Origin of the sequence: Shewanella sp. 3_MG-2023, assembly GCF_030548765.1 — a bacterium.
In the GTDB taxonomy this organism is placed as follows: Bacteria; Pseudomonadota; Gammaproteobacteria; order Enterobacterales; family Shewanellaceae; genus Shewanella.
In genome coordinates, this window is record NZ_JAUOSH010000005.1 from 113,222 (window position 1) to 140,221 (window position 27,000).

The 27,000-nt window shown below is 41.2% G+C and carries 20 protein-coding genes, 1 tRNA gene and 1 pseudogene; 13 read left to right on the forward strand and 9 right to left on the reverse strand.

What is annotated here, in order from left to right:
• Positions 1 to 14: 14 nt before the first annotated feature.
• From Q4591_RS04415 to asnC, 3 genes are all read left to right on the forward strand, one after another.
• Positions 15 to 305 carry a hypothetical protein gene (locus tag Q4591_RS04415; RefSeq protein ID WP_102436690.1) on the forward strand — a complete coding sequence of 97 codons (291 nt, stop codon included), beginning with the start codon at positions 15 to 17 and terminating at the stop codon, positions 303 to 305.
• Between the two features lie 135 nt (positions 306 to 440).
• Positions 441 to 1,118 (forward strand): bifunctional tRNA pseudouridine(32) synthase/23S rRNA pseudouridine(746) synthase RluA, encoded by a 678-nt coding sequence (gene rluA / locus Q4591_RS04420; protein ID WP_102436688.1) that lies wholly within the window; start codon positions 441 to 443, stop codon positions 1,116 to 1,118.
• 121 nt (positions 1,119 to 1,239) lie between these two features.
• Positions 1,240 to 1,701: a transcriptional regulator AsnC gene (asnC, locus tag Q4591_RS04425; protein ID WP_076540553.1), complete on the forward strand. Its 462-nt coding sequence runs from the start codon at positions 1,240 to 1,242 to the stop codon at positions 1,699 to 1,701.
• A gap of 69 nt (positions 1,702 to 1,770) precedes the next feature.
• On the opposite strand, the gene Q4591_RS04430 is transcribed toward asnC, so the two are convergent.
• Positions 1,771 to 3,093 carry an anaerobic C4-dicarboxylate transporter gene (locus Q4591_RS04430; RefSeq protein WP_303459586.1) on the reverse strand — a complete coding sequence of 441 codons (1,323 nt, stop codon included), beginning with the start codon at positions 3,091 to 3,093 and terminating at the stop codon, positions 1,771 to 1,773.
• A 556-nt stretch (positions 3,094 to 3,649) separates the two neighbouring features.
• On the opposite strand from Q4591_RS04430, the gene Q4591_RS04435 reads away from it, so the two are divergent.
• The 3 genes from Q4591_RS04435 to Q4591_RS04445 all read left to right on the forward strand — a co-directional run bounded on the left by Q4591_RS04435 (position 3,650) and on the right by Q4591_RS04445 (position 6,836).
• Entirely contained in the window at positions 3,650 to 4,216 is a 567-nt protein-coding gene (locus Q4591_RS04435) for an outer membrane beta-barrel protein (RefSeq protein ID WP_303459589.1), read from the forward strand.
• A 343-nt stretch (positions 4,217 to 4,559) separates the two neighbouring features.
• The gene (locus Q4591_RS04440; RefSeq protein WP_102436682.1) at positions 4,560 to 5,093 is read left to right on the forward strand and encodes a heme NO-binding domain-containing protein; all 534 of its coding nucleotides are present in this window, start codon (positions 4,560 to 4,562) and stop codon (positions 5,091 to 5,093) included.
• A 9-nt stretch (positions 5,094 to 5,102) separates the two neighbouring features.
• Positions 5,103 to 6,836 (forward strand): ATP-binding protein, encoded by a 1,734-nt coding sequence (locus Q4591_RS04445; RefSeq protein ID WP_303459592.1) that lies wholly within the window; start codon positions 5,103 to 5,105, stop codon positions 6,834 to 6,836.
• On the opposite strand, the pseudogene Q4591_RS04450 reads toward Q4591_RS04445, so the two are convergent.
• Positions 6,833 to 7,983: pseudogene (locus Q4591_RS04450) on the reverse strand (IS3 family transposase). The gene Q4591_RS04445 and the pseudogene Q4591_RS04450 sit on opposite strands and share 4 nt — an antisense overlap.
• Positions 7,984 to 8,053: 70 nt before the next feature.
• Here Q4591_RS04450 and Q4591_RS04455 point away from each other — a divergent pair.
• The 3 genes from Q4591_RS04455 (at position 8,054) to Q4591_RS04465 (ending at position 11,745) form a co-directional block, all read left to right on the forward strand.
• The gene (locus Q4591_RS04455) at positions 8,054 to 9,007 is read left to right on the forward strand and encodes an IS30 family transposase (protein ID WP_303459596.1); all 954 of its coding nucleotides are present in this window, start codon (positions 8,054 to 8,056) and stop codon (positions 9,005 to 9,007) included.
• Between the two features lie 122 nt (positions 9,008 to 9,129).
• Positions 9,130 to 10,959: a cytochrome c3 family protein gene (locus Q4591_RS04460; protein ID WP_303459599.1), complete on the forward strand. Its 1,830-nt coding sequence runs from the start codon at positions 9,130 to 9,132 to the stop codon at positions 10,957 to 10,959.
• A 48-nt stretch (positions 10,960 to 11,007) separates the two neighbouring features.
• Positions 11,008 to 11,745, forward strand: coding sequence for a response regulator transcription factor (locus Q4591_RS04465; RefSeq protein ID WP_303459601.1), 738 nt, complete (start codon positions 11,008 to 11,010; stop codon positions 11,743 to 11,745).
• Positions 11,746 to 11,938: 193 nt separating this feature from the next.
• Here Q4591_RS04465 and Q4591_RS04470 read toward each other — a convergent pair.
• A tRNA-Leu gene (locus Q4591_RS04470) sits at positions 11,939 to 12,023 on the reverse strand.
• A 439-nt stretch (positions 12,024 to 12,462) separates the two neighbouring features.
• Here Q4591_RS04470 and Q4591_RS04475 point away from each other — a divergent pair.
• The gene (locus Q4591_RS04475; protein ID WP_076540587.1) at positions 12,463 to 12,594 is read left to right on the forward strand and encodes a DUF3149 domain-containing protein; all 132 of its coding nucleotides are present in this window, start codon (positions 12,463 to 12,465) and stop codon (positions 12,592 to 12,594) included.
• 95 nt (positions 12,595 to 12,689) lie between these two features.
• Here the strand turns inward: Q4591_RS04475 and Q4591_RS04480 are convergent, their stop codons facing one another.
• Both Q4591_RS04480 and tcdA read right to left on the reverse strand, forming a co-directional pair.
• Positions 12,690 to 13,301 (reverse strand): superinfection exclusion B family protein, encoded by a 612-nt coding sequence (locus Q4591_RS04480; protein WP_102436678.1) that lies wholly within the window; start codon positions 13,299 to 13,301, stop codon positions 12,690 to 12,692.
• A 242-nt stretch (positions 13,302 to 13,543) separates the two neighbouring features.
• Positions 13,544 to 14,338 carry a tRNA cyclic N6-threonylcarbamoyladenosine(37) synthase TcdA gene (gene tcdA, locus Q4591_RS04485; protein ID WP_102436769.1) on the reverse strand — a complete coding sequence of 265 codons (795 nt, stop codon included), beginning with the start codon at positions 14,336 to 14,338 and terminating at the stop codon, positions 13,544 to 13,546.
• A gap of 408 nt (positions 14,339 to 14,746) precedes the next feature.
• On the opposite strand from tcdA, the gene Q4591_RS04490 reads away from it, so the two are divergent.
• Together Q4591_RS04490 and Q4591_RS04495 are read left to right on the forward strand one after the other, a co-directional pair.
• Entirely contained in the window at positions 14,747 to 15,790 is a 1,044-nt protein-coding gene (locus tag Q4591_RS04490; RefSeq protein ID WP_303459649.1) for a porin, read from the forward strand.
• A gap of 489 nt (positions 15,791 to 16,279) precedes the next feature.
• On the forward strand, positions 16,280 to 17,329 hold the full coding sequence (locus tag Q4591_RS04495; protein ID WP_303459604.1) for a porin: 1,050 nt from the start codon (positions 16,280 to 16,282) through the stop codon (positions 17,327 to 17,329).
• A 101-nt stretch (positions 17,330 to 17,430) separates the two neighbouring features.
• Here the strand turns inward: Q4591_RS04495 and Q4591_RS04500 are convergent, their stop codons facing one another.
• The gene (locus tag Q4591_RS04500; RefSeq protein WP_303459606.1) at positions 17,431 to 18,090 is read right to left on the reverse strand and encodes a thiopurine S-methyltransferase; all 660 of its coding nucleotides are present in this window, start codon (positions 18,088 to 18,090) and stop codon (positions 17,431 to 17,433) included.
• Between the two features lie 163 nt (positions 18,091 to 18,253).
• A complete protein-coding gene (locus tag Q4591_RS04505) occupies positions 18,254 to 18,610 on the reverse strand; it encodes a hypothetical protein (protein ID WP_076540594.1) in 357 nt (118 codons plus the stop codon).
• Between the two features lie 276 nt (positions 18,611 to 18,886).
• Between Q4591_RS04505 and Q4591_RS04510 the strand changes: the two genes are divergently transcribed.
• Positions 18,887 to 20,695 (forward strand): protein kinase, encoded by a 1,809-nt coding sequence (locus Q4591_RS04510; RefSeq protein ID WP_102436672.1) that lies wholly within the window; start codon positions 18,887 to 18,889, stop codon positions 20,693 to 20,695.
• Between the two features lie 124 nt (positions 20,696 to 20,819).
• Here Q4591_RS04510 and Q4591_RS04515 read toward each other — a convergent pair whose 3' ends face one another.
• Positions 20,820 to 23,219 (reverse strand): zinc-dependent metalloprotease, encoded by a 2,400-nt coding sequence (locus Q4591_RS04515; protein WP_102520910.1) that lies wholly within the window; start codon positions 23,217 to 23,219, stop codon positions 20,820 to 20,822.
• Between the two features lie 73 nt (positions 23,220 to 23,292).
• Positions 23,293 to 27,000: a response regulator gene (locus Q4591_RS04520; protein ID WP_102436668.1), complete on the reverse strand. Its 3,708-nt coding sequence runs from the start codon at positions 26,998 to 27,000 to the stop codon at positions 23,293 to 23,295.

A 27,000-nucleotide genomic window follows, 5' to 3' on the forward strand; every position in this document is an offset into this window, starting at 1 on the left:
CTTAAGGTTAACAAATGTTCCCTTACCCAGAACAATATCGATTAGCAACACCGCCTTTAACCACAAGTTTTATGGTTTTTTGGGCTTTACTCAGCCACAGTATTTTTGCTGATGCGAGCCCATTTGCACTTTACCCTTTAATGGCGTTATTTCCGCTAGTGGTGTTCAGTCATGTGTTTTTAATTTGGAACGCCCAAGGGTTATCGCGCTTAGATCAAGGTTTTTATGCCTTAGTCCATATTCCGCTAGCCTTTGTGGTGTGGACATTCACCATCATGCACGTTAACGGCAATGCATTTTCATAAAAGCTTTTTAATAAACCATTAGTTCAAGTTTTGTATAAAAGCTATAACCCTCTTAAATAGGCTCAGATGACTTGCACTCACGCCAAGGGATAGGTATCTTTGCCGCGCATTCTCTATTAAGGCTAGGCGCAACACATGGCAGACTTTATCTATACTCCCCCAACCGATCCTTGGTTAGATATTATTCATGAAGATAAAGATATTATCGTTTTGAATAAGCCATCTGGATTGCTGTCTATTCCTGGCCGCCAAGCCCAATATCATGACAGCATCTATAGCCGAGTGCTTGAACGCTTTCCTAATTCACACATTGTCCATCGACTTGATATGGCTACCTCAGGGGTCATTGTAGTGGCGTTAAGGCGTAACGCTGAGCGTGAACTGAAACGGCAATTTCGCGATCGTGAAACCGCCAAAACATACTATGCCAGAGTCGCAGGCCATGTCAGTCCGGCCGTTAAGCAAGTTGATTATCCCTTAATTTGTGACTGGCCTAATAGACCAAAACAGAAAGTCGACCACCTTGTGGGGAAACCGTCTTTAACCCATGTTGAAGTGGTAAGCTATGGGAAAAAATCAACACTGGTTAAGCTAACGCCTATTACAGGGCGGTCCCATCAACTTAGAGTACATATGATGGCAATTGGCCACCCAATTTTAGGTGATGGCTTTTATGCTGATCCTTGGGCCAAAAGTCTATCAAACAGGCTGTTATTGCACGCTGCTGAATTAACCATAAAGCATCCTTACCATCAAACGCCATTAACCTTTAATGCTGAAGTGCCGTTTATAACGCCCTTAGATACACAATAATATCAGTCAGAATTGACGATAAGTGCTTAGTAAAAAACTAATCATGAGAACTTTTTGATAGCCAATTATCACATTTATCCGTAAATTAATGTCTAATTATAATTTAATTAGGCATTTTACTATGGAAACTCCATTTCAGCGTGACCAGCTAGATAACCAAATCCTAGAAGCATTAATGCAAGAGGCCAGAACCCCATTTGCAGAGCTGGCAAAGCGTTTTGCAGTAAGTGCCGGCACCATTCATGTACGAGTGGAAAAAATGAAGCAAGCCGGCATTATCACTGGCGCGCGCATTACAGTAGACCCCAAAGCTCTAGGTTATGACGTTTGCTGTTTTATTGGGATTAACTTAAAAAGTGCCGGCGATTACCCTGCCGCGATCTCCAAACTCAATGCCCTTGAAGAAGTGGTAGAAGCCTATTACACCACGGGTAATTACAGTGTTTTTGTCAAAGTGATGTGCCAATCAATCGATGGCTTACAGCACGTGTTAATTAACCGCATTCAATCAATCGATGAAATTCAATCGACAGAAACCTTGATAAGCCTGCAAAATCCTATCGTTCGCGGTGTTAAGCCTTAAGCACTGAATTGTCGATACAAAAATGCCCAGCAATTGCTGGGCATTTTTGTCAGTTAATCTGGCGATAGACTAATGGTTTATCACCACTGTTGATAGGAAGTAGCCTAATACTGTTGCGGTACTCACCCCAATAAATCCAGGCACAATAAAGCTGTGATTTAGGACGTACTTACCAATATTAGTGGTACCAGAGCGGTCAAAACTGATTGCCGCTAAATCACTTGGATAAAACGGGAAAAAGAAATAAGCATAACAGGCTGGAATAACCCCAATCAGCACAGGGGCAGGAATGCCTAATGCAAAGCCCAGCGGAAACATAATGGTTAGCACGGCTGCCTGACTTTTTAAGAATATTGATGCCATAAACATCGCAATGGCAAACGACCAAGGGTAAGCACTAACTAAATCACTCAATGAGCTCACTAAGTAATTCTTATGGTGGCCAATAATGGTGTCACTTAACCATGCGATACCAAAGATAATCACCACCGCCGTCATACCGGCTGTAAACACATTGCTGCTAACGATTTTTTGCGGCGAGACTTTTGTTGCCAGTAAAATAATGGCGCCAACGGATAGCATCATAAACTGAATGGCTACCGACATTTTTACGCCTTCAGGCAGTAATTCTTTGCTGAACATTGCCAACATGATCACAGATAAAATACCGCCTAAAAACAGCATTAGACCTCTTTTAGCTATGGTATCAGTATGGGCTTGGTCATCCGTTTCAATTTCTGGGTCAATTAAGTTGTTTTTAAACTCGTCATCTTTTAAACGCGCTTGAAAGTCTTCATCTTTATCAAGATCTTTACCGCGATTTAAGCTCCAAGCACAACCTGCTAATACGCCCACTAAAGTCGCCGGGATAGTGACAGATAAAACATTGATTAAGCTAATATCAAGATGATTATCCATTGCCGTTGCCATAACCACTGCGGCGGCTGCGGCAATTGGGCTGGCTGTAATGCCCATTTGTGATGCCACGGTAGCCATTGCTAAAGGACGCTCAGGGCGGATACCTTTTTTATAGGCCACGTCATAAATAACCGGTAATAATGGATAAACCGAATGACCCGTACCCACTAACACAGTTAATGAATAAGTACATAATGGTCCTAAAAAGGTAATTTGATTGGGGTGTTTTCTTAATAGTTTTTCAGCATACTTAACCAATAATTTCAGGCCACCAGTTGCTTCTAACGTCGCTGATGCCGCGACAACCGCTAAAATAATTAACATCACGCTGACAGGCGGTGAACCGGGGGCGACTCCGAAAGCAAACGCTAATACGGAAACCCCTAAGCCTCCTAATAACCCAAATGCGACCCCGCCATGACGGATCCCCACAAAGATCACTGCAAGCAATAACAACATGTGAACATAAAACATTAGCCAATCTCCTTAGCAAAACCCTATCGTTTTCGAACCTGACTTGGGACAACTAAGCCATTAGCTAACTCAACAACAGCGTTAATTATCGACAAAATCATATCGATACAATTTCAAAATATGTTTCAATTATCTGAATTTATAGCTTAAATTTTAGTTATCTTTCTTACTTAGCCACATACAAGGTTATACATGAAAAATCATCCTCAAAAGTGGGCTAAAAAACAATAAAGTGACAAAGCGCATACAATCCCATAACTATCTTTCATATTTGTGATCTACCAATAATTAAGTCATATGTGATATGGCACCTCGATTCAAAAATTAATTCGATTGCAGCTTCCCAGAGCCTATTTAAGCCAAAACATTGCCAGCAAAAAACCAGTGATAAAACCAGTTCTACCCTGGTAAAAAATACATAACTCTTCTAAGCGATATGAAAATAGCAACGATTTTATTCAGTAACGATTCAGCTAGCTCGCACTATGGTGACCTCAACAGCAAAAAAACACTGTGAGAAATTATTAATAGTGATTATTTACACTTGGAGTAAAAAATGAAAACGAAGCATCTTGTTCTAGCGGGTTTAATCTCATCGGTAATGTCAGTTCCTGCTATGGCATCAGATTGGTTTGTGGGTGGCGCAGCAGGTTATCAGCAAGATACCTATAAAATGAAATCTAGTGCAGAAAGTAATCAGAGAAATATAGAAGAAGATATAAGCTACCAATTTAGAGTGGGTAACTACCTCAATGATAACAACCGTATATACGCCACCTACGGCTATAACTCTGATGATATAGCAAGACAACAAACCTTCTTATTATCATATGATTACCTTGTTGCCTTAGGCGACAGCAATAAAATGAACTGGTTTGTTGGTGCAACTGCAGGTATGACGCATAACGGGATTAAAGACAGTGGCTTTGACTCTAAAAATACCTTTGTATGGGGCGGTCAAACAGGTTTGATGTATAACATTAATAACAGCTGGTCTACTGAAGTGGGTTACCGCTATTTAAAACAAGATTATGATGTAAACGCATCTAATGGGGCGAATAGTGCCAGCTACTCATTAAATGATACACAGCAAGTGTATTTGGCTATTGATTATAAGTTCTAAGCTTAACGCCAATTTAAAGTCTCTATAGCCGATGAAACAAATAAGGATGCCTTGGCATCCTTTTTCATTAGCTGAAAATAAGAACACTATTATTCAACTTTATTTACGCGATCGCATCCATTCCACATAGGTCACGATTGAAAGGATTAAAGACTCAGAGCTTGTCTGAGCAATCACCCCAATAATAACTAACCTTGCTAAGTTTCATCGCTGACGAAATCAGTTCGCCCGAGTATCAGAATAGTTTTACAACATTCCTGTTTATCTAAAAAACTGCGATTAACTGCAGAGTAATGTCATTTTATGCCTATACTCAATACAAAGACATTAATTAAGGATGATTATGAAGGGTATTATTTTTTCTGAGTTTTTAGAACTTGTTGAAAGCACATTTGGTTTAGAAGTATGCCAAGAAATACTTGATGAAAATGCAGATGAAGGAGTGTATACCTCCGCTGGCACCTACGATCATAAGGATTTAGTAAAACTGATTATCTCTTTGAGTAAAATAACAGGTATCAGTATTGAAGAATTACAGGCTGTATATGGTAAATCAGTATTCACTAATTTACTAGACAGTATGCCAGAGCTTAAAATTAACTCGAGCTCGACTTTTCAATTTATTACCCAAGTCGAAGAATATATTCATCTTGAAGTTAAAAAGCTTTACGGCGATGCAAAGCCACCCAAGTTTGACCTTATTTCAAGCAGTGAATATGACATGGTGTTAGATTATATTTCTGCCCGTTGTTTTTCTCATGTTTGTTTTGGCCTCATTGAAGGCTGCGCTGAATATTATAATGAAAAAATTGATATCCAAATGAAACCGATTCAAGCGGACGGTTCTCAGGTTCGCTTTACATTGACCAAAGTTTAGGCTTTATAAATGGATAGTGAAAAAACAATAGAACTGCTTAAGAAAAAGATTCAACGAGAAACTAAAATTCGCAAAGCAGCTGAATCGCTATTGGAAGAAAAAAGTACCGAACTGTATTTCGCAAAATTACTTGTGGAAGACTCTTTAGTTGTTGCAAAAAAACAAGCTGAACAAGATGAACAACTGCTGATCTTCATCAATAAATTAGAATCCACCCTGTCACATTATAACTCGCAGTTATTACAAGTCCCTCCCAGTGAGCAGGTGATCCAACAATTACTTGAAGATCTGATGGATACTGCCAGTATTAAAGCAATCCGGCTGTCTTCCAGCTTGGATATATTAGAAAATGAACACTTACAATCCGGTGAAGCAACCACCTTTGATGAGTTTCCAACCCCGAAAAATAACTTCCAATGGAATCAAGATAAAACCGAGCTAGTAGTATATCTGCAATTTGGACCTAAAAAAGTGGGCCGATTACATTTTATTTTCCGTACCAGCCCTCAAGAAAGCTGGCATCGCGTGATTGAAAAACAGTACTGTTTAATTGCCGATATGATAAGTGCCTCTTTTCAGCGCCAATTATTACTTAACAAAACCATTAAGGAAAAAATAAGAGCGGAACACTCTGAAAAGTCGACCCGTGACTTTGTGGCAATGATTAACCATGAATTAAGAACCCCCTTAAATGGCTTACTTGGGGCAGCGGAGCTCATGGAGGACACCTCTATTACCAGCTACCAAAAAAAATTACTCATGAGCGTACATCAAGCGGGAGAAATGCTTCGAGTTATTATTAATGACTTACTTGATATCAGCAAAATGAACGCTGGTATGCTTGAGTTGAAATTAGCCACTTTCAGCCCGCAAACCCTAATTGATACCATAGAACAAATTTTTACTGAGAAAATCAAAGCCAAGGGACTGACATTCAGTTGCGAAAATGACCAATCAATACCTACCACCCTGCTTGGGGATGCAGACAGGATTAAACAAATCCTAATTAACCTAATCGGCAATTCAGTTAAATTTACCAATCAAGGATCGATTCATCTACACACATCATGGCAAGACACGTCATTGATTTTTATTATCTCTGACACTGGCTGCGGCATCCCCCAAAATAAGCAAGCAAGCTTATTTGAGCCCTTCACCCAAGTCGATAACTCTAGCCAAAGAAAGTTTGAAGGAACAGGTTTAGGGCTATCCATTTGTAAGCAGTTGATTGAATTGATGAATGGTGAGGTCAGCTTCGTCAGTACCCTTGATAAAGGGACAGAGTTTACCGTTAAGCTTCCCCTTGAACTTGCCGTAGAAAATAACCAAAGTGTTATTGAGGTAAACAGGAATACTCACAGTATCAATCATCTACGCATTTTAGCCGTAGAAGACATCAAGACCAATCAAGTTATTTTAGGGATGATGCTAGATAAATTTAGCATTAACTATCAGTTCGCTGATAATGGAGAACTAGCCCTTGAAGTCTTAAAAAATAATGAATTTGATATCATTTTAATGGATTGCCGTATGCCCATTTTAGATGGATTTCAAACAACAAAGTACTTACGTAAACAGGGTTATACTAAACCGATAATTGCACTAACGGCTGGCACAACATCCACTGAAGTCGCTGAGTGCGTTGAATCAGGCATGAATGACATTTTACACAAACCTTATAAACTTAAAGAGTTGGAGGCCGCGTTAAAAAAATGGAGCTATGGTAAGCCCCTAGTTATCTAGACACTTTCTAGTTTCTCGAAATACTGCTTCTCGAACTTCATCGGAGACAGTCCGTTATTACTACCATGATGCCGCACTGGATTATAGAAATATTCGATATAGTTAAATATTTCAGAGCGTGCTTCGTCTCTGGTTTTGTAGACTTTTCGCTTAACTCTATCTTTCTTTAGGAGTGAGAAAAAGCTCTCAGCAACAGCGTTATCATGACAGTTTCCTCTGCGGCTCATACTAGCTTCAAGGTTGTGTTCTTTAAGAAAGCTACGCCAATCTGAACAGGTATATTGCACACCTTGATCGGAATGTATCAGCACCTTTTCGGTCGGAGACCGTCGCCATATAGCCATCAATAGCGCGTCAATAACCAAGTCAGCCTTAGGTGTGCTTTTCATCGTCCAACCGACAACTTGTCGTGAGAATAAGTCGATCACAACAGTTAGATACAACCAGCCTTCATGGGTGCGAATATAAGTAAAATCGGTCACCCAAACTTTGTTAGGCTTAGCGACATCAAAGCCACGATTTAGCGTGTTTGGTGCTGTATGACTAACATCACCGCCACCAAAGCTTGGATTACGCTTATAGCCTCGTACAGCCTTAATCTGAGCTGCTTTCATAATACGATGAACTCGATTTTTACCAACGGATTCGCCGTCATCCTTGAGGTCCAATGTAATATTTCGATAGCCATACACACAGCCACTTTCCAGCCAAAATTGCTTAATCTTACCTAGCAACCTTTTATCTTCAGCTTCTCGGTTACTCAAAGGCTCCTTTAACCAGGCATAGAAGCCACTGTGGTGAACATCAAGTATTCGACACAGGGTTCTGACAGGATATTGCTTGAGCCGGGACTTTATGAACGTGTACTTTTCTTTGACTCGCTTGCAAAGTACACGGCGGCCTCCTTTAGGATATTTCTCTCTTCGGTTACCCGACGTAGCTCCGCTTTCAGTTTACGTATTTCGTCTTGCTGATTATCAATGGTGATGTGTTGCTTTTCTGGCTTATCAAACTTGTTAATCCAGTTGTGCAAACTTTTAGGAGTGACGCCTAATCTTTCTGCCACATCGGCGATCTAGTGACCACGCTCTGTGACCTGTTTAACTGCTTCGATTTTGAACTCGTCGGGATATCGTTTTCCGCGCATGTAACACCTCATATTTTTGGTTCATTATAACTCTATGAAGTGTCTACTGTTCTAGGGGCTTACCACCATAGTGAAGCAATACAAACAGCTGACTCTTAAGGAACGATACCAGATAGAAACGTTTCTGAACATGGGATTTACAGCAAGAAAGATAGCGATAAAGCTCACCCGTTCAAATAAGACAATTTCCATTGAAATTATTAGGTGTAAATTGGGTCATTATAATGCTGAAGTCCCTCATCGGGACGCATCAGCTCTGCGTGCGAATGCAACTAAGTTTACAAAGATAACTCAGTCGGTTATTGATACCGTTGACTCGTCACTCTCGATTGACTTATCACCAGAGCAAATAGCGGGTAGAACAAAGCTTGAAAAGCGTGCTGATAGCGTTAGCATGCATACTATTTACCGACTTATTCGAACTAAAGGTTGGCGCAATAGGCTCCCAAGGCACGGTAAGAAATATCGACAACGCAAAGGTAGCGAAGCTGGTGCAAAGCTTATCCCTAACCGCGTAGATATCGATGAGCGGCCTGATGAAGTAGATTTAAAGGAAGCTATAGGTCATTGGGAAGCCGATACCGTCCATGCCACAGATGGCTACTTTGTCTCGTTAGTAGAGCGAAAAACTAAGATTTATCTTTTTAAACGAGTACAGCGTAAAACAAAATCAGAAGTTGCAAAGGCTATCATCAAGCTGCTCAAGCCTTTTAAGAAGATGTGTGACACTATTACTTTTGATAACGGCGGAGAATTTGCCTCCCATGAATTAATAGCAAAACGTTTAAAATGTAAGACGTATTTTGCTAAGCCATATCAATCTTGGCAACGTGGGTTAAATGAAAATAGCAATGGGCTATTAAGGCGTTACTTTCCCAAACGAACTAGCATTGGTGATATTACTGAGCAGCATTTAGCTGATGTGAGCTTACTAATCAATATGAGGCCGAGGAAAACACTTGGCTATTTAACTCCGTTAGAAGTTTTGACGGGCAAGCGTGTGTCGGTTATGTCGAGAATCTAGGATTTGTGTTCTAGAACAAAATATAGATCACAGCGGTATTATCTACTGTTAAATATCCCAGCGTTTACCACTGCAATCATCCTTAGACTGAAAGTCTCATTAATGGGATATAACAAGGAATAATGATGAAACGTTCACTTTGCTGGCTTAGTGCTACGGCGCTAGCCTACACCCTCAGTGGTTGTGGTAGCGATAATAATGATAGCCCAACGCCTCCACCTATTAACCCACCGTCGCAACAACTTCCTGCTAATGTTTTCGGCGCTCCAGCTGAAGAAGAGAAGCAAGTTTACTCAAACATTCGATTCGCTATCGCTGAGCGTGCTTGGACTGCTGAAGAAAAAGCTGATCGTGCCAACATGCCTCAAACAAAAGGCGCTTACGACACGACTTATGGCTCGCTATTTGAAGATGATTTCAAATGGATTATCGAGCCAATGGACATCAACATGAAGGATGTAAAGCTAAACGCTTTACGTGATGATGTGTTTGCTGAAGGTAGGGGATCTTTCGTTGACTTGCTGCTTTACGCTGGTGAAAAATATGGTTTTGATGTTGAAACTGAATGGGATGCTAAGCTTGAAACCCACTGGGTTCGCTCTATCACTAAAGACGGCGTTAAGTATGATGGTCTGCCAGAAATGCTGCAGCCTGAAAAGTATAAGAACGATGATTCTGGTTTCAAAATGCTCGTGGGTGTGGATATCTGGGAAATCCGCCCTGAAAAAGATGAAGACGGCAATGTTACTGGTGATGCGGTAGATTTCATCTATAAAGAAGAAGAAATTTACCATCGTGCCGACCTCTTCCCGGTCAAAAATGATATGAGCGTGCTTTTCATTCAGGCACAACCTGCTGAAATGGAAATCCGCGAAAACAAATATCAAACTGAAATGGACCGTCTTGCTAAAAATGGCGGTAAAACAATTATCCCTGAAATCGTCATTGACTTTAAACCAGGCCAAATTATTGATGGTATCTTTAATAAAGGCATCAGAGCCGAGTTTCAGAATATCGAAGTTAAACCGTACAACCTGAGAACAGACCTGTACAAAGAGGGCGTGATCACAGAGCTTGACGCTTGGTTGTCATTGCAAGATGCTTGGAAAGATAAAGGTTTAAATATCCAGTGGAGCTACTGGCCTAAGCTTTCAACCAGCGCCAACGTTCAAGGTTATGTCGCGACTGCCATTGAGTTTAATGGCGTGGACTCAAATGGCACCATTATTAATCAACGTTATACCAATAATGGCGCCTGTGGTTTTGTTCATCATACCGGTGAACGTAAGCACTACAACAACACCAATAAATCTCATAACTTATATAACTACGTAATGTGTTCAAATCGCGTAGATATGGAGTTTGAGGGTGAGTGTTACTTCAGAGCTAAAGGCTATGGCTTTGGTGAAGAGCATGAGGATGTAGTTGATGGTTCTAACTTTGCTTACATGCAAGGTTACGCTCCATTCGGCGGTAACGATCCACATCTAACAGGCGATGCTATGGTTCTATATAACGTAGAATACATCAATTACCTTGGTGCCGCTTTCGGTAGTCCTAGCTACGGCACACCAGCTAAATCGGGTTGTGATGTTGATGCAAAAGATATGATTGACTTATCTAATGTTATCGATATAAGTAAAGCTAAACAGCCATTAACAGATAGCCACTTTGGTTGGCAACAGCCTGACTGTACAAGCTGCCATAACGTTGAATCTGGCAACGGTCACATCCTAGAAGATATGACCCCTTGGGGTTGTGCTGAATGTCACGGCAATAACGGTGCGCCAGATAGTCACGGCGAAGTTATGACTTGTGGATTCTGTCATGCTAAGACATTATCGCTTCATGGTGACGCTTACAGTAATCGTAAGGATTACACTGGTCAGTACACAAACTTTAAAGAACCTGAGTCATGCTTAACGTGCCATGTTGACCCTGCTTTAAAATAGTATTTAGTTATTTCTTAGAGGGGGGATCTCCCCCCTATTTAGGTTTGTATGACAATCATGATCCCGACGGAGCTTAACCAAGAGCTCTTAAATAAAGTTGCGCCGTTGCAATTGACTCACTTTTACTTTTCTTTAGTCCCAACTAATGCCCTGCGTGAAAAGCTATTAATTAAAAAGTTAGGCAACATTAAGAATATGCGTACGCTTGCAGTCAGCAGTAACGAGGTTCTTCGTTTTAGGGAGCTATATCATGAACGATTTAGCGCGCATGACCGTACTTTTATTAACCAAAAGCCGTGTAGTGAAAGTGAGCTCTTGACTTGGCCATTAAACAACGTAAACCTTCGCTACCAACAAGCAGTAAAGCAACAGTTGCAACGCCTAAATGCACAATCTAGCTTTAGTTATACAATTGATTTACACAATAATCATTCTGGCTTTTTTAAAGGGTTTTCCAAGTCGAGTGAAATAGCATTAACTGATACGCTGCAACATGATGCCCATTGGATCAAACCAATCTTAAAACAGTTTTGTCGAGAACTGGCTCAAGAACATATAGACACACTTAATCCAATTACGAATTATGCTGTGCTATCTAAGCCTTGTATTGAAATACTAAAATTAACAGCCGACGGTGCAAGTAGTCGTGAAATAGCTAAACAACTTCACATTACTGAAAGAGGAGTAAATTATCATATTGATAGAGCTCGCGATCTACTGGGAGCCCGCAATCGCATTCATTTAATCAGCCTAGCCCATCGTCATGGTATATTTGCTACGTTGTAATTGAGACTGCTGATAATAGATAATTAACCAGATGACCATTTGGCAAAATGAACAAGAAGACTCTTAATAACAATCAGCATTAGCAGGGATGACCAAAGATTATAGAAGCGGCACTAAACCTTAGAGGAAGCCTAACATAGCCAAATTTCAGGCATAAAAAAACCTGCTCGATGGCAGGTTGCTTTGTTGATAATGGTACCTGAGGACGGACTTGAACCGTCACTTCTTTCGAAATCGGATTTTGAATCCGACGTGTCTACCAATTCCACCACTCAGGCATAGCTATTGTAGCTGTATTTCTTCTTGCAAAGTTTATAATTCTTTGCAAACCTTTGCAAGATAAAAATCATCACTAAGGTATTTTTATTACTGATAATTCATATACTTATGAGCAATTGGCATCTAGAGACGTTATATTTTGAATCCCCCATGTATACCAATTTCATCACGCTGGCATCATATTGTAGTCAATCAAGCTTGGCTCAATTGAGTGACGGAATTATACCTAGGCCAATGACAATGGCAAGCCCTTTCATAAGCAAAATGATCAAATCAATCTCAATAGCTTAAATCTCATTCAAGTAGAGTAAATTTGCGCTAATCGACATTAATAAATCTTCCCCATTAAAAAGCACTGACTTTATTGATCAAGATCATAAATGTTAAAAAATGAAAATAGTATGTTAAAGCTAGTTTTACAATGAAAGGATAATGATTATGGCTTTTTGGTTAGATTTAATGTTTGGTAACGCAATCGGATTGCTGTCAATGATTGTTATCTTCTGCACCATGGGGATCATGTCTTACATGATGTGGATGTTTATTGTGAAATCTGCTCCTAAGGAATAGTTACTACCCTCCTTCTATAATTTTTGTTATTTGTTATTTGTTTCTTTAGGGGGCTTTCGCCCCCATTTTTATGTTTATTAAACCTAATTTTTAGATTACGCGGCATGCTTTCTAGATTGCACTAGACCATTTACAAACTGTGGTCGCGCTTTAATAAGGTGATTAAGCTCTTCCTTACTTGGCTCGCCTGCGGGTAATCTCAATACTTCACGATTTAAATACAAACGCGCTTTCATTGAAATTTTATACTCAGCAGTCGGTCCTTGAATCGCATAGTGACGCTCATTACCCACTAACTCTAAAATATTACTGTCCACTAGACCTTTAACTGCCAATTCGTTTTGCGGTAGCGCCAAAATTGTCGCTCCCTGTAAAAAGAACTCTCGCAGTAACGCTCGCTCAGCGGGATCGAGTAACTTAACTTTGGCTTCTATGGTTTCAACAGCGCGTTTTTCTTTTAAAATCCCAATCGACTCGTCAACCACAAAGGTGAATAATTGGCTTAAGAAAAAAGCGGCACCAACAATGAGCCCTAAGCCAATAAAATGGCCATAATCTGACACCAGAGCCGACAAAGAAAGCGTCTCAAGCACGTGCTGAGGTGCAACTAATAATACCGCACAAGCGATCACTAACCACAGCATAGTGCTGACTAAAACGCGTTTGATATTCACTAAATTTACAGCCTTTAATTTCATTTTCATCATCATGCTATCCACAGTGTCAGATTTTTGAATCTAGACTTAGTAAAGCAATTTCAATGCCAATAAAATGAGAAATGAATAAAAGCAGTTAACGCAATGACTTATTTAGAGGGAAGAGCAAACAACGGCAGTTAGGCGCATCAAATAAGCTGTTTAATGCGCCATGAAGATCGAAACTAAGCTATAGGTTAAATGAGATTGATAAGCTAAACGTTAAGCTTAAAAATATTGGCATTCTGTATACATTATTTGGCTGCCAATTTGGCTAATACTCGACTTGCAGCAATAAAACCAAAAGTGCCAGTAACCATAGTCACTGCGCCAAAGCCTGACGCACAATCCATTCTCATACTGCCATCGGCGCTATTTTTAGTACTGCAGACGCTACCATCATTTTGAGGATATACCAGTTGTTGCGTTGAAAACACTGCGTCAACGGCAAACCTGCGGGCAACATTTTTTGAAAAGTTATATTCTCTACGCAAAATGTTTCTGACTTTCGCTAATAATGGGTCTTGATAAGTTTTAGCTAAATCGGTTAACTGAATTTGAGTGGGATCGGTTTGACCTCCCGCGCCACCTACGGTGACAATTTTCAGCTTATTTCTTTTACACCATGCAATTAACGCCGCTTTTTGTTTGACGGCATCAATACAGTCAACCACATAATCAATCGCTAACGGACTGGCTTTACTACCCAGATGCTCCGCCAAATTATCGACAGTGATAAAGTCTTCGACTTCATTCACCACGCACTCAGGATTAATTTCAATAATTCGCTGCGCCATTACTTCAACTTTGGACTGGCCGATGGTGGATGCAATTGCGTGAGATTGACGATTGGTATTAGTGACACATATGTCATCTAAATCAATCAGTGTTATTTGCCCTATACCACTTCGAGCCAGCGATTCAGCGACCCAAGTCCCTACCCCACCAATACCGATGATCACGACATGTGCATTAGCAAAGTTTTCCAATGCCGCTTGACCGTATAGTCGACCTATACCACCAAAACGATTTAAGTATGATTCAGACAACATGTATTGCTCTTTAAACTCTCAATGTGGGGGCGGTATTTTATACGAAATCAACGCAGATCTGAATGTATTCCTCAATTAAACCTTAGTTAAACCCTAGTTACACACTGAAACACCTATTACCTAAACCCGCAACATGCAGCAAAAACAAAGAAAGCCAGTTAACCGCACCAATAAAACTGTTAACTACGATTTAAGTCATTGTAAATCATAATGATACATATAAATTAAATCCAACCTAAAGTGACATAGATCACACTTTGGTATGAACTTTTTGTGGCAATATCCTCCACAGAACAGGAATTACTATGAATAACGATAAGGTTGATAACCCAGTCGTTATTTTCTATCAATATCAGCAAGCATAGCTGATAAAAATCAAGCCCTTACCAAAGGAAGATTAAGATGATGAAAAAAAACCTGATCACTGCAGCTATTTTATCTTGCACTGCAATGACCTCTTTTACTGCTCTAGCTGATGGCCCAAATTTTTATGGCCGCGCCGATCTTGCAATCACTAACTCTAGTGAAGGTATTGCAACTCAAAACCAAAAAGATGGCACTGTCCTTGAAAATAACTTTTCATGGTTAGGTGTTAAAGGTTCTGAAAAAATCAGTGATGACGTAGAAATCTTATATCAAATGGAGTTCGGCGTTTCTAACTTTGATAACTCTGGTAATACTTTTGCTGCTCGTAACAGCTTTTTAGGTATTAAAACAGTTGCAGGTACTGCATTAGTGGGTCGTAACGACACTGTGTTCAAAGCAGCAGAAGGTGGATTTGATTTATTTGGTAACAGTAACTCTGATATCGATTTATTAGTTGTTGGTCAAAACCGTGAAGCTGATGGCATTAGCTATTACTCACCAAAAATTGCAGATTTAGTGACATTAAATGCGACTTATTTAATGGATGATAATCACGAATCAACTAGCAGTTCTATGTATGCATTAAGCGCAACTGTTGGTGATAAAGCATTTAAAACACATAACTTTTATGCAGCTGCAGCATACCAAGATGGTATCAGCGATGTAGAAGCATACCGTGGTGTAGTACAAGCTAAATTTGGTGACTTTATTGTTGGCGGTTTATACCAAAACAGTAAAAGCCAAAAAGCTGAACTAGCTCATCTTGAAGGTGATAGCTACTACGTAAACCTAGCTTACCTAATGGGTAACCTAAAGCTTAAAGCCGCTTACGGTTATGATGATTCAGGTCTTGGTAAGTACGCTAGCCGTTTAGTTGGTACTGATAGCGATAAAAATAGCAACCTTAAAAACATGAATGGGTTTGAAATCAGCCAATTTAGTGTTGGTGCAGATTACCGCGTTAGCCCAAGTACCTTAGTATATGGTCACTACACTAAGTATGATGGCGACATGGTACTAAACCAAACTAGCCAAAGCTTAAATGACGATATCGTGACTGTGGGTTTACGCTACGATTTCTAACTCATCACAGCGACTTATTAACGGCTTAATCATCGTTTTTAAGCGTTAATTTATCTACCGATATGATGATTAAAAACGGTCTATTTAGGCCGTTTTTTTGTTTTAGTCATTAGAGGTTGATTTTAATGACCTAATAGCTAAAAAAACTGCAATAACAACACTTCAAGGCTCCCACTTAAGCAATCCCTAAACCTGATGTAGATCTCATAAATTACTGGGCTAGCGCATTTTTAATTAGATGTGAACCTCTCTAAATAGGTATAACGCTATAAAAGTGTTAACCAAAACCCAAATACACAGCATTTATCACATCTTTTACACACCAATTTCACCTCAAAACAAAAAACTTGATCTAGGCCACAACTTTTTAACGATAAACCTGTAAATATTGCAACAAGTTTGTTACGCAGAGTGTTCTGCGAAAAATACCACTAAAACAATCCCATATAAATGGGGATAGAACATCATGTTCTAAAGGGAGTATGAAAGATGAATAAGACCTTACTATCAGCATCAATTGCATCAGTAATCGCACTAACCTCATTTGGCGCGTTAGCTGAAGGCCCTAGTTTTTATGGCCGTTTAGATTTATCGGTGACTAACACTGACACAGGCTCAACCCTACAGTCTGGCACTAATTCTAAAAAGGATGATAATGACAAAATTATATATGAAAGTGGCACTTACATTGAAAATAACTTCTCAAACTTAGGCGTTAAAGGCACTGAAAAAATTGCTGATGGCGTTGACGTAGTTTACCAAATGGAGTTCCAAGTAGAAAACACTTCAGGAAAAGGTGATGTATTTAAAGCGCGTAACACGTTTTTAGGCCTTAAAGGCAGTGGTGGTACCATATTAGTGGGTCGTAACGACACTGTATTTAAAGCAGCAGAAGGTGGATTTGATGCGTTTGGTAACACCAACGCCGATATGGATCGTCTATTAGGTGGCCAAGTGCGTAGTGCTGATGGCTTCTGGTATTACTCTCCAGTTATGGCTGACATCTTTGCCATTAACGCCACCTATTTAATGGAAGATAACAACGGTAATGATGACGCACAGTATGCCGTAAACGTTACTTTTGGTGACAAAGGCCTTAAAAAGCACAATTACTACGTAGCAGGCGCTTACAACAAAGGAATTGGCGGTATTGACGCATACCGCGCGGTAGGTCAATTCAAAGTAGGTGATGTCAAAATTGGCGGTTTATTCCAAAATGCTGAAAGCACAAGCAATTCAATCCAAGAGGGTAACTCTTATTTAGTCAATATCGTTTACAACATTAGTGGCGTAAACTTGAAAGCTGAATACGGTATGGATGAAGCCGGTTTTGGTAACTACTACAAAAATTCAGGTGGTGTAGCTTCAGATGACATTAATGTATCTAACTTTACCATTGGTGCTGATTACCGCATTTCTAAATCTACCTTAGTATTTGGCCACTATGCAATGTATGAAGGTGACTATAAAGTTGCAGGTGCTAAAACTGACTTAGCTGATGATAGCGTGTTCAGTGTTGGTATGCGTTACGATTTCTAAATATTCTTTTTAAATCGAAAAACGAATATAAAAAGCTAATATAAAAACTAAGGCGACCTTCAAGGTCGCCTTTTTATTGTATTTTTTCAACCAGCCAAAGTTTAGGCTTTGCGGGTTAGCTTATATGCAGCTTCATTTAGCCAAGAAACATTCTTATTAATAAAGCGTGGGTTTTCCGCTAATACATCAGCACACTCGAGTAATTCAATCTCGAAATATGGCGCCAGGTATTGTTCAATCCACTGCGGGCTCACCGCAAATGGCGGGCCATTAAGCTCGGCTTGTGGGTAATCTAAGGTAATCAATAACCCTTTAACTTTAGCCGGAATTAACTTGGCAAGCTGTTGTGCATATTGCTGGCGCATTTGCTCTGGCCAAGCAATTAAGGCGGCGCGATCGTAAAAAGCCTGAATCGACTTTGTCGCCGTTAATGGTAGGGTAAAAATATCACCTTGAATAAGGGTTACTTGATCAGCACAAAAAAATTGATGCTCAGCTTGCGAAGTCATGCTCACAGGCAAATTATTGTCGCTAAAAAAGTCCTCAACAGCGGTTTGGCTTAGCTCACAGCCAACAACATCATGGCCTTGCTCTGCAAGGTAACACATGTCTAATGACTTGCCACATAAAGGTACAAACACCTCTGCGCTGTTATCGACGGTAAGTGTAGACCAATACTTTACTAAAAATGGATTCACTTGCGGCTGATGAAAACCGATTTGTTGTAACTGCCACTTCTCATGCCAAAAACTCGCTTCCATGTAGATAAACTCAAGTCAGTAAATAATGCGTCTAACTCTAATCACTCTAAAAGTGAGATGCAACACTAAAAAGCTTAAACCCGTAAACCACAGTTTGAACCCGACAAACGACAACTTTGATTGACTAAACCAAGCTATAAAGCAACAGTAATGGCAATGTCTGCTACTCTTGTTCAGCTTTACCTTGAAGCACATGCTGAACTTTTTTAAGCCACTTGCAGTTATCACATTGACAATTACGACGTGATAAATGATGTGGGCTCAAATTCGAGTCAATAAAGTCCACCGCAATCAACAACTGTTGTTTCAGATCTTCCACTGATTTTTTCTCAAGGGCCACCAGTTCATCATTATGATTCATCCAAATGCACTCTTCGCCCTGATGACAAGTAGTACATTGCTCATCACTGGCATTATAAAACACCGCATGTGGACAGTGAGTAACTTCCATCGACTGTAAAATACGTTGCCGTGGAAAAGGAAATAGTGAAATTAAATCCGCTTTGTTAATGGTAGGCATAAGCACTCCTTGATTAAACCGAATATTTTTACTTACTTAAATACTACCTACCTAACGCACAAAACAATTTGACTCACGTCAAAGTTTACAACAGCTAATTTTTACGATAGGTCGGTTTGAGATCTAGGTGAGGTTAATTTGCTTTATAAAGGCTAAAACAGAAAAAAAATCGGCTCAATCAATCCAATAGCTTGCCAGCAATGTGTAAATATGAGTTTATGAGATAAGCCAATACCAATACACTCAACAGGCACCTTGGTACATAGGAAGTTAATTTTGCAAACACCGCAGTTACAGCATTTTTATATCAATGAAGAGCAATCAGTTTACCTGCTCAAGGCTGAAGATGCCCGTAAGCATCGAGCCTGGATCCGTTTATGTAAACAGCAACTAAGCAAGCTTGGTTATCATGATATCGAGTTTATCGGCAAAGGTGCCTATGGCTTTGTGTTTGCGGGTATCAATGATATTAGCCAATCCCATGTGTTTAAGTTTTCCCGCATTACCCTGCCACGAAGCGTGCAAGATAGACTTGAAGAAGAAGCCTTCATGCTCAGTCAATTAGTGCACCCTAATGTCCCTAACGCCATCAAATTTGAGCGGGTCGGCAAGCAAGGCATTATGGTCATGGAGCGAGCCAAAGGTGAAGATCTCGATAAAATCTGTCACCGAATGGGGACGTTACCCATAGCCATGATCATCAGCATTGCACGGCAATTGGCCAATTTATTGTACTACCTGCGCACAGGTAAATGCTTAGTCCATGGCGATATTAAGCCATCAAATTTAGTGTATGACATTGAAAACGACCATTTATCACTCATTGATTGGGGCTCGGCGGTGTTTGCCCAACGTGATGAGCATAATAACTCGGTTGAAGACAATGTGATGTCCTTGATGTCGAGCGATCAACAACACACCAACGCCAGAATGGGCGATGTGTACTTTATCGGTGAAGATCAGCTTAATGGGGCGTTATCCAGTCCAAGATTTGATGAGCAAGGGGTGGCAGCCACCTTATACGCACTGGCATCAGGGCAAATTAGCCGCTTTGGCAGTAAAGTGATCACCGCCAGTAGTTTAGGTTTACCCATTGAGCTGGCCCGCACTTTAGATGGCATGCTTAGCGATGACCCCAGCAGACGTAATTTAGCCGGTGATTATTTTTTAAAGAGCATGCGCCACAATCACCGTATGCACTTGCCACACCTTGGGGCTCAGCCGTTAATTGAAGATATACCACTGTGGGTTTTACCAAAGCAAAAACAAGTCGAAACCGTGAGTTACAGTTCCAGAAAATCATTTTTAAAGGAACATAACACCCAAGACCCCATTACGAAGATGGATGATATTCAATTAGAAAAATATTACCGTAATTTTCTTGCGGGCATGGGTGACACTGAAAAAGGCTTTATTGCCGCAGTGGGTAAATTAGCCCAATACCCGATTGTGGGAGGCCTTGCCATTCATTGGCGTAAAAGCGGCGTCTATATCGACTCTAACCTTGCTATTTATGACCCCGACACTAAGGAAGTGTTAATCCAAGCGGTCAATAATATGGTGACCTTAGCCCGCGGCATTCGACGTATCGGGGTATTTAAAGCCTGCTTTTTTAACGCTAAAGACACCTTACATTTAGAGCGAAACAATCCATCTGAGCCATATAAAATGGTCAACGATGCGCAATTAAGTTTTGAAGTGGGTGATGTGCCCGCATCAGAAGGCCGTTCGCGGCTACATTCTTACTTTGAAGATGGTAAAGATCCTGAAGAGAACCTTGAGCTGCCCACCGAGATCATGACAGAACTGGGTTGGATAAACCAAATTCATCATACCGGCTGTATTATTTTTGAAGCCTTACCTAACCATCTAAAAATACACAGTTATTTGCGCTTATTAAACCCGAGAAAACAAGCAGCTTTTAGAGCTTCTCTGGATAGAATCTTATTTCATGCCAGTAAGATTCAAGGCCATGGGGTCTCAGGTTTTATGAAACTGCCTTATAAAAATACCCGTCAGTTTTCCCATATTGATCATAAAGCGGATCATTTTTACCCTAAAAATCCAAAGCAAATAGCAGAGTGATTATCTGCAGATGTCATCTCATCGGCTAAATTACTGCCAATAAAAAGCCCTGTTAGTCCGAGCATACCGGCTTAACAGGGCATTTTTAGCCACGCACTTATAACGAGCAGTTCATAGCAAAAAACTAAATTGGCGAACCCGGTGGCATCATTAGAGGTTTGGCAATAAAGCGATACTCCGCTGACTCAAGCCCTTTGGCTAAACCTTGCAATAACCATTCAAAATGGGCAGCTTGATAATTACTGGCGCGATTGCTACGGCGCTTTAATTGCTTCTCGGCATACGTTAAGCGCGCTAACAATTGAGCTTTTACTTCAGCTGAGGTGTTGTCGTTATGGTAGCTAGATAGTAACTCATCTAATACCACGGTATTGACACGCATCTGCACAGCTAACAACTGCCCACGCTGTAAATCTTGAAAAAGCGTTTTCGCCAATAACTTATCGATGAGACTCACCACAGATAACTGCTCTGAATCATCCATAAAGCCTTGATTGACACGGTTTAATCTTTCTGGAACTAATATTCGGCTTACCACATGGCGGCTCATCACCTCTGCCATTCCTATGGGGTCGGTTAACACCCCAATGCCAGAATCAAAGCTTTCTCGGGTTTTGCGGTAATTACCTGCTTTAGGCACTAATAACTCAGTGACTTCAGTCGGTACTGCTAAGCTTTCAGCCGATAGTAGCGCTAATAAAGAGCTTAAGGCTTCAGTTTGTAACTTGGGCGATAAATAATGCCAGCGCTCAGCTGAGCCATGCTGCTGATAGCTATAATCACTGCCACCAATCCACTTCGCTGCGGCATCCACTTGAAAACGGGTCAGTAAGTAAATTGGCACAAACACATCGGCAAGTTCACCTAGTGGCTGCTCTTGCAGTAAGGCATTGGCATTAAACTGCTCAATTGCCTTGCGGCGCACTTGCTCTAATCGTGTTAGTTCTGCTGCTGCAGAGTTACCGTTATCCCATAAACTTGCATAGGCATGGCTTGCTGATGCTGAGCGGGAATCTGCTTCACCAATGTAACGCAATCCTGCTGTTCTGGCTTGTTTCACTAGCTCGTCAGCATTAGCTTTATCGCCATAGCCGTAAGCAATAGTAAACTTGTCCCACTCACCAATGCCTTCAACGTATGGCGCTGAAATATCAACTTGCTCCCCTTTAAGGGTAATGTTGGGATGGGGATAATCCATCACCGAAGCATTGTCATTGGTTGAGGCGGCAAAGTTATGATCTAGCCCCAAGGTATGGCCAATCTCGTGAGCTGACAATTGGCGTATACGCGCCAATGCTAAGGCCATTGATGCCTCAGCAGCGGCATCTCGGTCTTGCCAACCTGCGGTTAAACCGCGAGCAATAAGGTGGTCTTGTTTAACCCGCAAACTCCCAAGGGTGACATGGCCTTTAATGATCTCACCGGTGCGCGGATCTTTAATTGACGCGCCATAAGACCAGCCGCGAGTCGCACGATGCACCCATTGGATCATGTTATAACGAATATCTTGTGGGTCGGCATCTTCTGGTAATATCTCCAGCTTAAAACCATTAATAAAGCCTGCTTCATTAAAGGCTTCTTCCCACCAGCGGCCACCATCGAGTAATGCTGAGCGAATAGGCTCTGGCACGCCAGGATCAAGATAATAAGTAATCGGTTTAACCACTTCACTAGGAGCAATACCTGGGGTGACTTTTTCAAGTCGATGACGTAAAAGATATTGTTTGCTTACTGGCGAGTCGATAGGCGCAGAGTAATCAAAATACTCATCTGATAAATAACCACTCATCGGCTGATAAGCGCGGGGCTGATAACCCGCTTCTGGCAAGGCCACAAAAGAGTAGCGCATTCGCACTGAAACAAACTTGCCATCTGGAGTCACCTGCTTAACAAATTCGCCAGCTTTAGCGCTATTGAAAGTCAGTAAAACATCGACATCGGCATTTTGCTCAAATGACTTAACTCCTTGGGGTAAGATAACTGAGCGGGATTTATCCAAGGTATAACTGCCTTGCTTAGTGTCAGCTAAACGCTGAGAAACCCCATGTAAATCATTAATCATTAGATCATTAACCGCAACTAGCGGCGTTTTACCTTCGACCACTTTACCGCGCCATAATACCGATTCAGCAAACGCCTCTTTGACCGCTAGCTGTTCCGCTGGGTTATCGCTTGATGCCCGATAAAAGGTATTTAACTGTTTAAGCAGAATATAAGGACCGTGGCGCTCAAATTGCACCATGCGTGTTTGCCCGAGTTGGCCTCGGTCTAGGCCTATATCATTAGAACCAACGCCATGGGGTAAACTGCTGATCAGTAAAAAGGGCTCATTGAGTCGGTTTGCTTCTAAAAACAATTCCCCAGAGCTATTTTGGAAATAAAAGTTGATAAACCCTTGGGCTTTGTCACTTTGCTTTATCACTTTCTGCGCCGCTGAGGTCGCAGCGTAAGTCATAATTGGGGTTGCCATGAGTACTGGCGTTAATGCCATGACTGAAGCAAGCGCCATACTTTTACGATCCATTCAACACTCTCCCTTGTTGTTGTGCTCAGGTTAATTGTTATTATTGGCGACTTAACTGACGCCATTATTGTTGTTATTTTTGCTGCTGATTTTTATAGTCAATCCAATGCTCTAAGGTATCAAACAATTCATTTAATACTATCGGCTTGGTGATATGGGCATTCATGCCCGCTTGAATACTTTTCTCTCTGTCACCAGACATGGCGTGGGCCGTCATGGCAATAATCGGCATTTGCTCTGTAGTGTAACGCTTACGTAATTCTCTGGCAGCAGTCAAGCCATCCATGACCGGCATTTGAATATCCATCAATACGGCATCAAACGGACGAGTATCGATCATATCTAGTGCTATTTGACCATTATCAGCCACTTCAACTTCATAACCGGCGCTTTTAAGTAGCTCGGTGGCTACCTGCTGATTAATAAAGTTATCTTCAACCAGCAAGACTAATCCGGTTTGTTTGGCAGCTTCGGAATCCTCTTCAACCACAGGCGCTACATTCAATTGAGGCTCAGCGGCAAAGGCGCCAATAATCTCATCAAACAAGGCTGATGCTTTAAAAGGCTTTTGCAAAACAGCAAACACACGACTGACATCAAACTCGGCCTCTAACGGCTCAGCACTATAAGCGGTCATTAAAATAATCACCGGACGCTTTTTAATCCGCCCATCAGCAACCATTTCATCAATGATATTAATCACATCGCCGCCGCCCATTTCAGGCATCATCCAATCAAGCAATAATAAATCTATTGGGCTGTGGGCTAAAACATCTAGTGCCTGTGCACCACTTTGCGCGGTTTTCACCCCAAAGCTAAAGTCGCGCATCACGGTGGAATATATCTGCAAAGCACTTGGGTTATCATCCACCACTAAGGTAGTTAAGTTATTTAACTGCTTTGGCACCACCAATGGCTCAACCACATTTTCTTCAGCAATTTCAAAACTAATGGTAAAGCTGAAAGTACTCCCTTGATTGGGCTCTGATTCAACGGCCATGGTGCCGCCCATCAGCGAGACTAAATGCTTACTAATAGACAGGCCTAATCCGGTACCACCATATTTTCGAGTGGTAGAACCATCAGCTTGGGAGAAGGCATCAAACAAGTTCGCTTGTTGCTCTTGGCTAATACCAATACCGGTATCGCGTACCCAAAACTTAAGGGTAATACGGTGATCTCGCTCGCCTACATCTTCACAGCCCAGTTCAATCTCACCATTTTGAGTAAATTTAACCGCGTTAGATAATAAGTTAACTAAAATTTGCCCTAAACGCAGAGGGTCACCACTGAGAATTAGCCCAGCGGTAACCGGGGCATATAGTAGTAACTCAACGCCTTTTTCTTGAGCCTTTTGCGCATTCATATCAATGACATGATCAAGCACTTTATCCAGTGGGAATGACACCCTTTCAAGCTCTAATTTACCCGCTTCAATTTTAGAGAAATCCAAAATATCATTAATAATGCGCAGTAATGACTGAGCAGAGAATCCCGCTTTATTTAAATAATCTTTTTGCTGAGCGGTTAACTGAGTTCGCAGCGCCAATTGCAACATACCGATAATGGCATTCATCGGTGTACGAATTTCATGGCTCATATTGGCCAAGAATTCACTCTTATACATGTTGGCTAACTCAGCATCTTGCTTAGCTTCAAGCAAGGCCACTTCGTTACTCTTTTGGCGGGTAATATCTTTATGCGTACCCAGCATTCGCTTAGACTGACCATCGGCAGCAAACTCCACTGCTCGGCCCCGAGACAGCACCCAATGATACTTTCCAGATTTAGAGCGCATACGGTATTCAATCTCATAGGTTCCTTTGGGCTTTAGCGCATATGCACTTCGATACTCTTCGACTCGCATGCGATCGTCTGGGTGAATAAGTGCATCCGTTGCTGAAATAAGCGCTGGAAATTCGTTCGGCTTATAACCTAGCATTGAATAAAATGCGGGGTTACAAATCAGCTGCTCTGAATCTAAATACCAATCCCACAAGCCATCTTCTACTGCATCCATGGCTAAATGGTAACGCTCTTCAGATAATCGTAATTGCTCAGCCGATTCATATTCACGGGTGACATCACGCCATACTGAAATAAGCCCTAATAACTCGCCGCGGCGGTTATAAAATGGCAGTTTTAAGGTATCGAGCAGTACCGTTTTACCACCAATATCGGCTTTTTCTTGATAACGCATCAGTGAGCGTTCGGTTAATACTTTTTGATCTTCTTCGCGGCTACGCACGCCTTGATCGTAACTGGTATCAAGGGACAATTGCCCGATCATGTCACTTTCTTTGCAGCCCAGCATGTACTCAGCCGATTTATTACAGCCTAAATACTTACCTTCTTTATCTTTGTAAACAATCGCCTCTGGGATTGAGTCAATCAATGAGCGTAATAGTGCAAACTCACGTTCTCGGCGCTCAGTCGTATCGCGCAAACGTTGGGTGCGCCTTGCGACTAAGTTATCCAGACGTTTATTTTGCTCGGCTAGATGACCGGTATATTGTTTGTTCTCTTCAAAAATACGACTCACCAGCAAGAACCACGGCTCCCAACCTTCAGTGATTTTTTCAGGTGGCGATTTAGGCTCGCGAGAACACTCTTCCAAATGGGTCAATAAACGTGAGGCAGGGTTAACGAATGAGCGGCGAGTTTGCCAGTGAACAATGGTCACCAGCACTGACAAGGCGAAAACCACCAGTAAGAAACTCACTTTTAACTTATCCCAAGCGTCTTGGAATAACAGGTCTTCATCTTGCAGATATAGCAAGCGCCATGGCGGGTTTTGCAGCGCGACTGAGTGAATATAGTAGCCGTTGCGCAGTATGCCATCATGGGCATCGAACATTTCTGATTCAGGCAAAGAATGCAGCTCTGACGGAATGCGCTGACTGATATGATAAACCCGGTTCATATCGCTGGCTTCAAAATCACTGTGGGACAATATATTGTTATATTGATCCAGCAAAATCACTGTACCCGGCATTTTAAAATACATCCGCATTTGCTTAGCTAACGATGCCAAAGTCATGTCTAAATTGATTGAACCAATAAACTCATCTTCAAGATATACTGGCAGACCTAGGGTGGTTAACAAACCTTGATCGGCTAAATCTACATAAGCTTCACGCCAAAAAACACTGCGCTGCGGATTCATGGCAGGAGTAGCAAGTTGGAATTGTTTTTTATTAAGCAGCTCTTCTCGAAAACGGTACTCGTCATTGGTCCACGGAAATGACGACATGATCCTTTGTTTGGATATGTAATAAATCGAAGAAGCTTTAGGGGCGGCCTCTTTCGCAACAGGGAAAGACAACGACAGCTCAAATAGCATTTCTAATTCTTGATAAAACCTGTCGCTGCGGCCATCAAGGGTACCCATACCGGTAATGCGCCCCATATTGGTAAAGGGCTCACCACTAGTGGCATAACTTGGCTCTAAGGTAAAAAATTGACCATCTTCATTGAATTTTTCGTATTGAGGTAAGCGATCTTTACGGACTAACTCGCCTAAACGTAAGTTATCTACGGCGACGTTACGTAAGCTTTTTACTGCACGGATACTCGACTCCAGCAGTAAATCAATTTGCAAGACATGACGCAATACTTGCTCTTCACGCTCTTTAATTAGCTGGGTTTTTTCACGCTCAAACAATACCCATGCCGATAAAAGTGCCATAACAATTACACCAATATAAGTATAAAAAACGGCTCGGTTATACTTTCTTTGAATAAGCGATTTTAATTGTAATTCTGGCTCGGTCGATTTCAT

Bases quoted from the DNA above. Each gene is read 5' to 3' on its own strand.
- Q4591_RS04460 (WP_303459599.1), top strand. From the start codon at position 9,130: ATGATGAAACGTTCACTTTGCTGGCTTAGTGCTACGGCGCTAGCCTAC.
- Q4591_RS04430 (WP_303459586.1), bottom strand. From the start codon at position 3,093: ATGTTTTATGTTCACATGTTGTTATTGCTTGCAGTGATCTTTGTGGGG.
- Q4591_RS04440 (WP_102436682.1), top strand. From the start codon at position 4,560: ATGAAGGGTATTATTTTTTCTGAGTTTTTAGAACTTGTTGAAAGCACA.
- Q4591_RS04490 (WP_303459649.1), top strand. From the start codon at position 14,747: ATGAAAAAAAACCTGATCACTGCAGCTATTTTATCTTGCACTGCAATG.
- Q4591_RS04515 (WP_102520910.1), bottom strand. From the start codon at position 23,219: ATGGATCGTAAAAGTATGGCGCTTGCTTCAGTCATGGCATTAACGCCA.
- Q4591_RS04500 (WP_303459606.1), bottom strand. From the start codon at position 18,090: ATGGAAGCGAGTTTTTGGCATGAGAAGTGGCAGTTACAACAAATCGGT.
- Q4591_RS04465 (WP_303459601.1), top strand. From the start codon at position 11,008: ATGACAATCATGATCCCGACGGAGCTTAACCAAGAGCTCTTAAATAAA.
- Q4591_RS04415 (WP_102436690.1), top strand. From the start codon at position 15: ATGTTCCCTTACCCAGAACAATATCGATTAGCAACACCGCCTTTAACC.
- Q4591_RS04495 (WP_303459604.1), top strand. From the start codon at position 16,280: ATGAATAAGACCTTACTATCAGCATCAATTGCATCAGTAATCGCACTA.
- Q4591_RS04480 (WP_102436678.1), bottom strand. From the start codon at position 13,301: ATGATGAAAATGAAATTAAAGGCTGTAAATTTAGTGAATATCAAACGC.
- rluA (WP_102436688.1), top strand. From the start codon at position 441: ATGGCAGACTTTATCTATACTCCCCCAACCGATCCTTGGTTAGATATT.
- Q4591_RS04435 (WP_303459589.1), top strand. From the start codon at position 3,650: ATGAAAACGAAGCATCTTGTTCTAGCGGGTTTAATCTCATCGGTAATG.
- Q4591_RS04445 (WP_303459592.1), top strand. From the start codon at position 5,103: ATGGATAGTGAAAAAACAATAGAACTGCTTAAGAAAAAGATTCAACGA.
- Q4591_RS04475 (WP_076540587.1), top strand. From the start codon at position 12,463: ATGGCTTTTTGGTTAGATTTAATGTTTGGTAACGCAATCGGATTGCTG.
- Q4591_RS04520 (WP_102436668.1), bottom strand. From the start codon at position 27,000: ATGAAATCGACCGAGCCAGAATTACAATTAAAATCGCTTATTCAAAGA.
- asnC (WP_076540553.1), top strand. From the start codon at position 1,240: ATGGAAACTCCATTTCAGCGTGACCAGCTAGATAACCAAATCCTAGAA.
- Q4591_RS04505 (WP_076540594.1), bottom strand. From the start codon at position 18,610: ATGCCTACCATTAACAAAGCGGATTTAATTTCACTATTTCCTTTTCCA.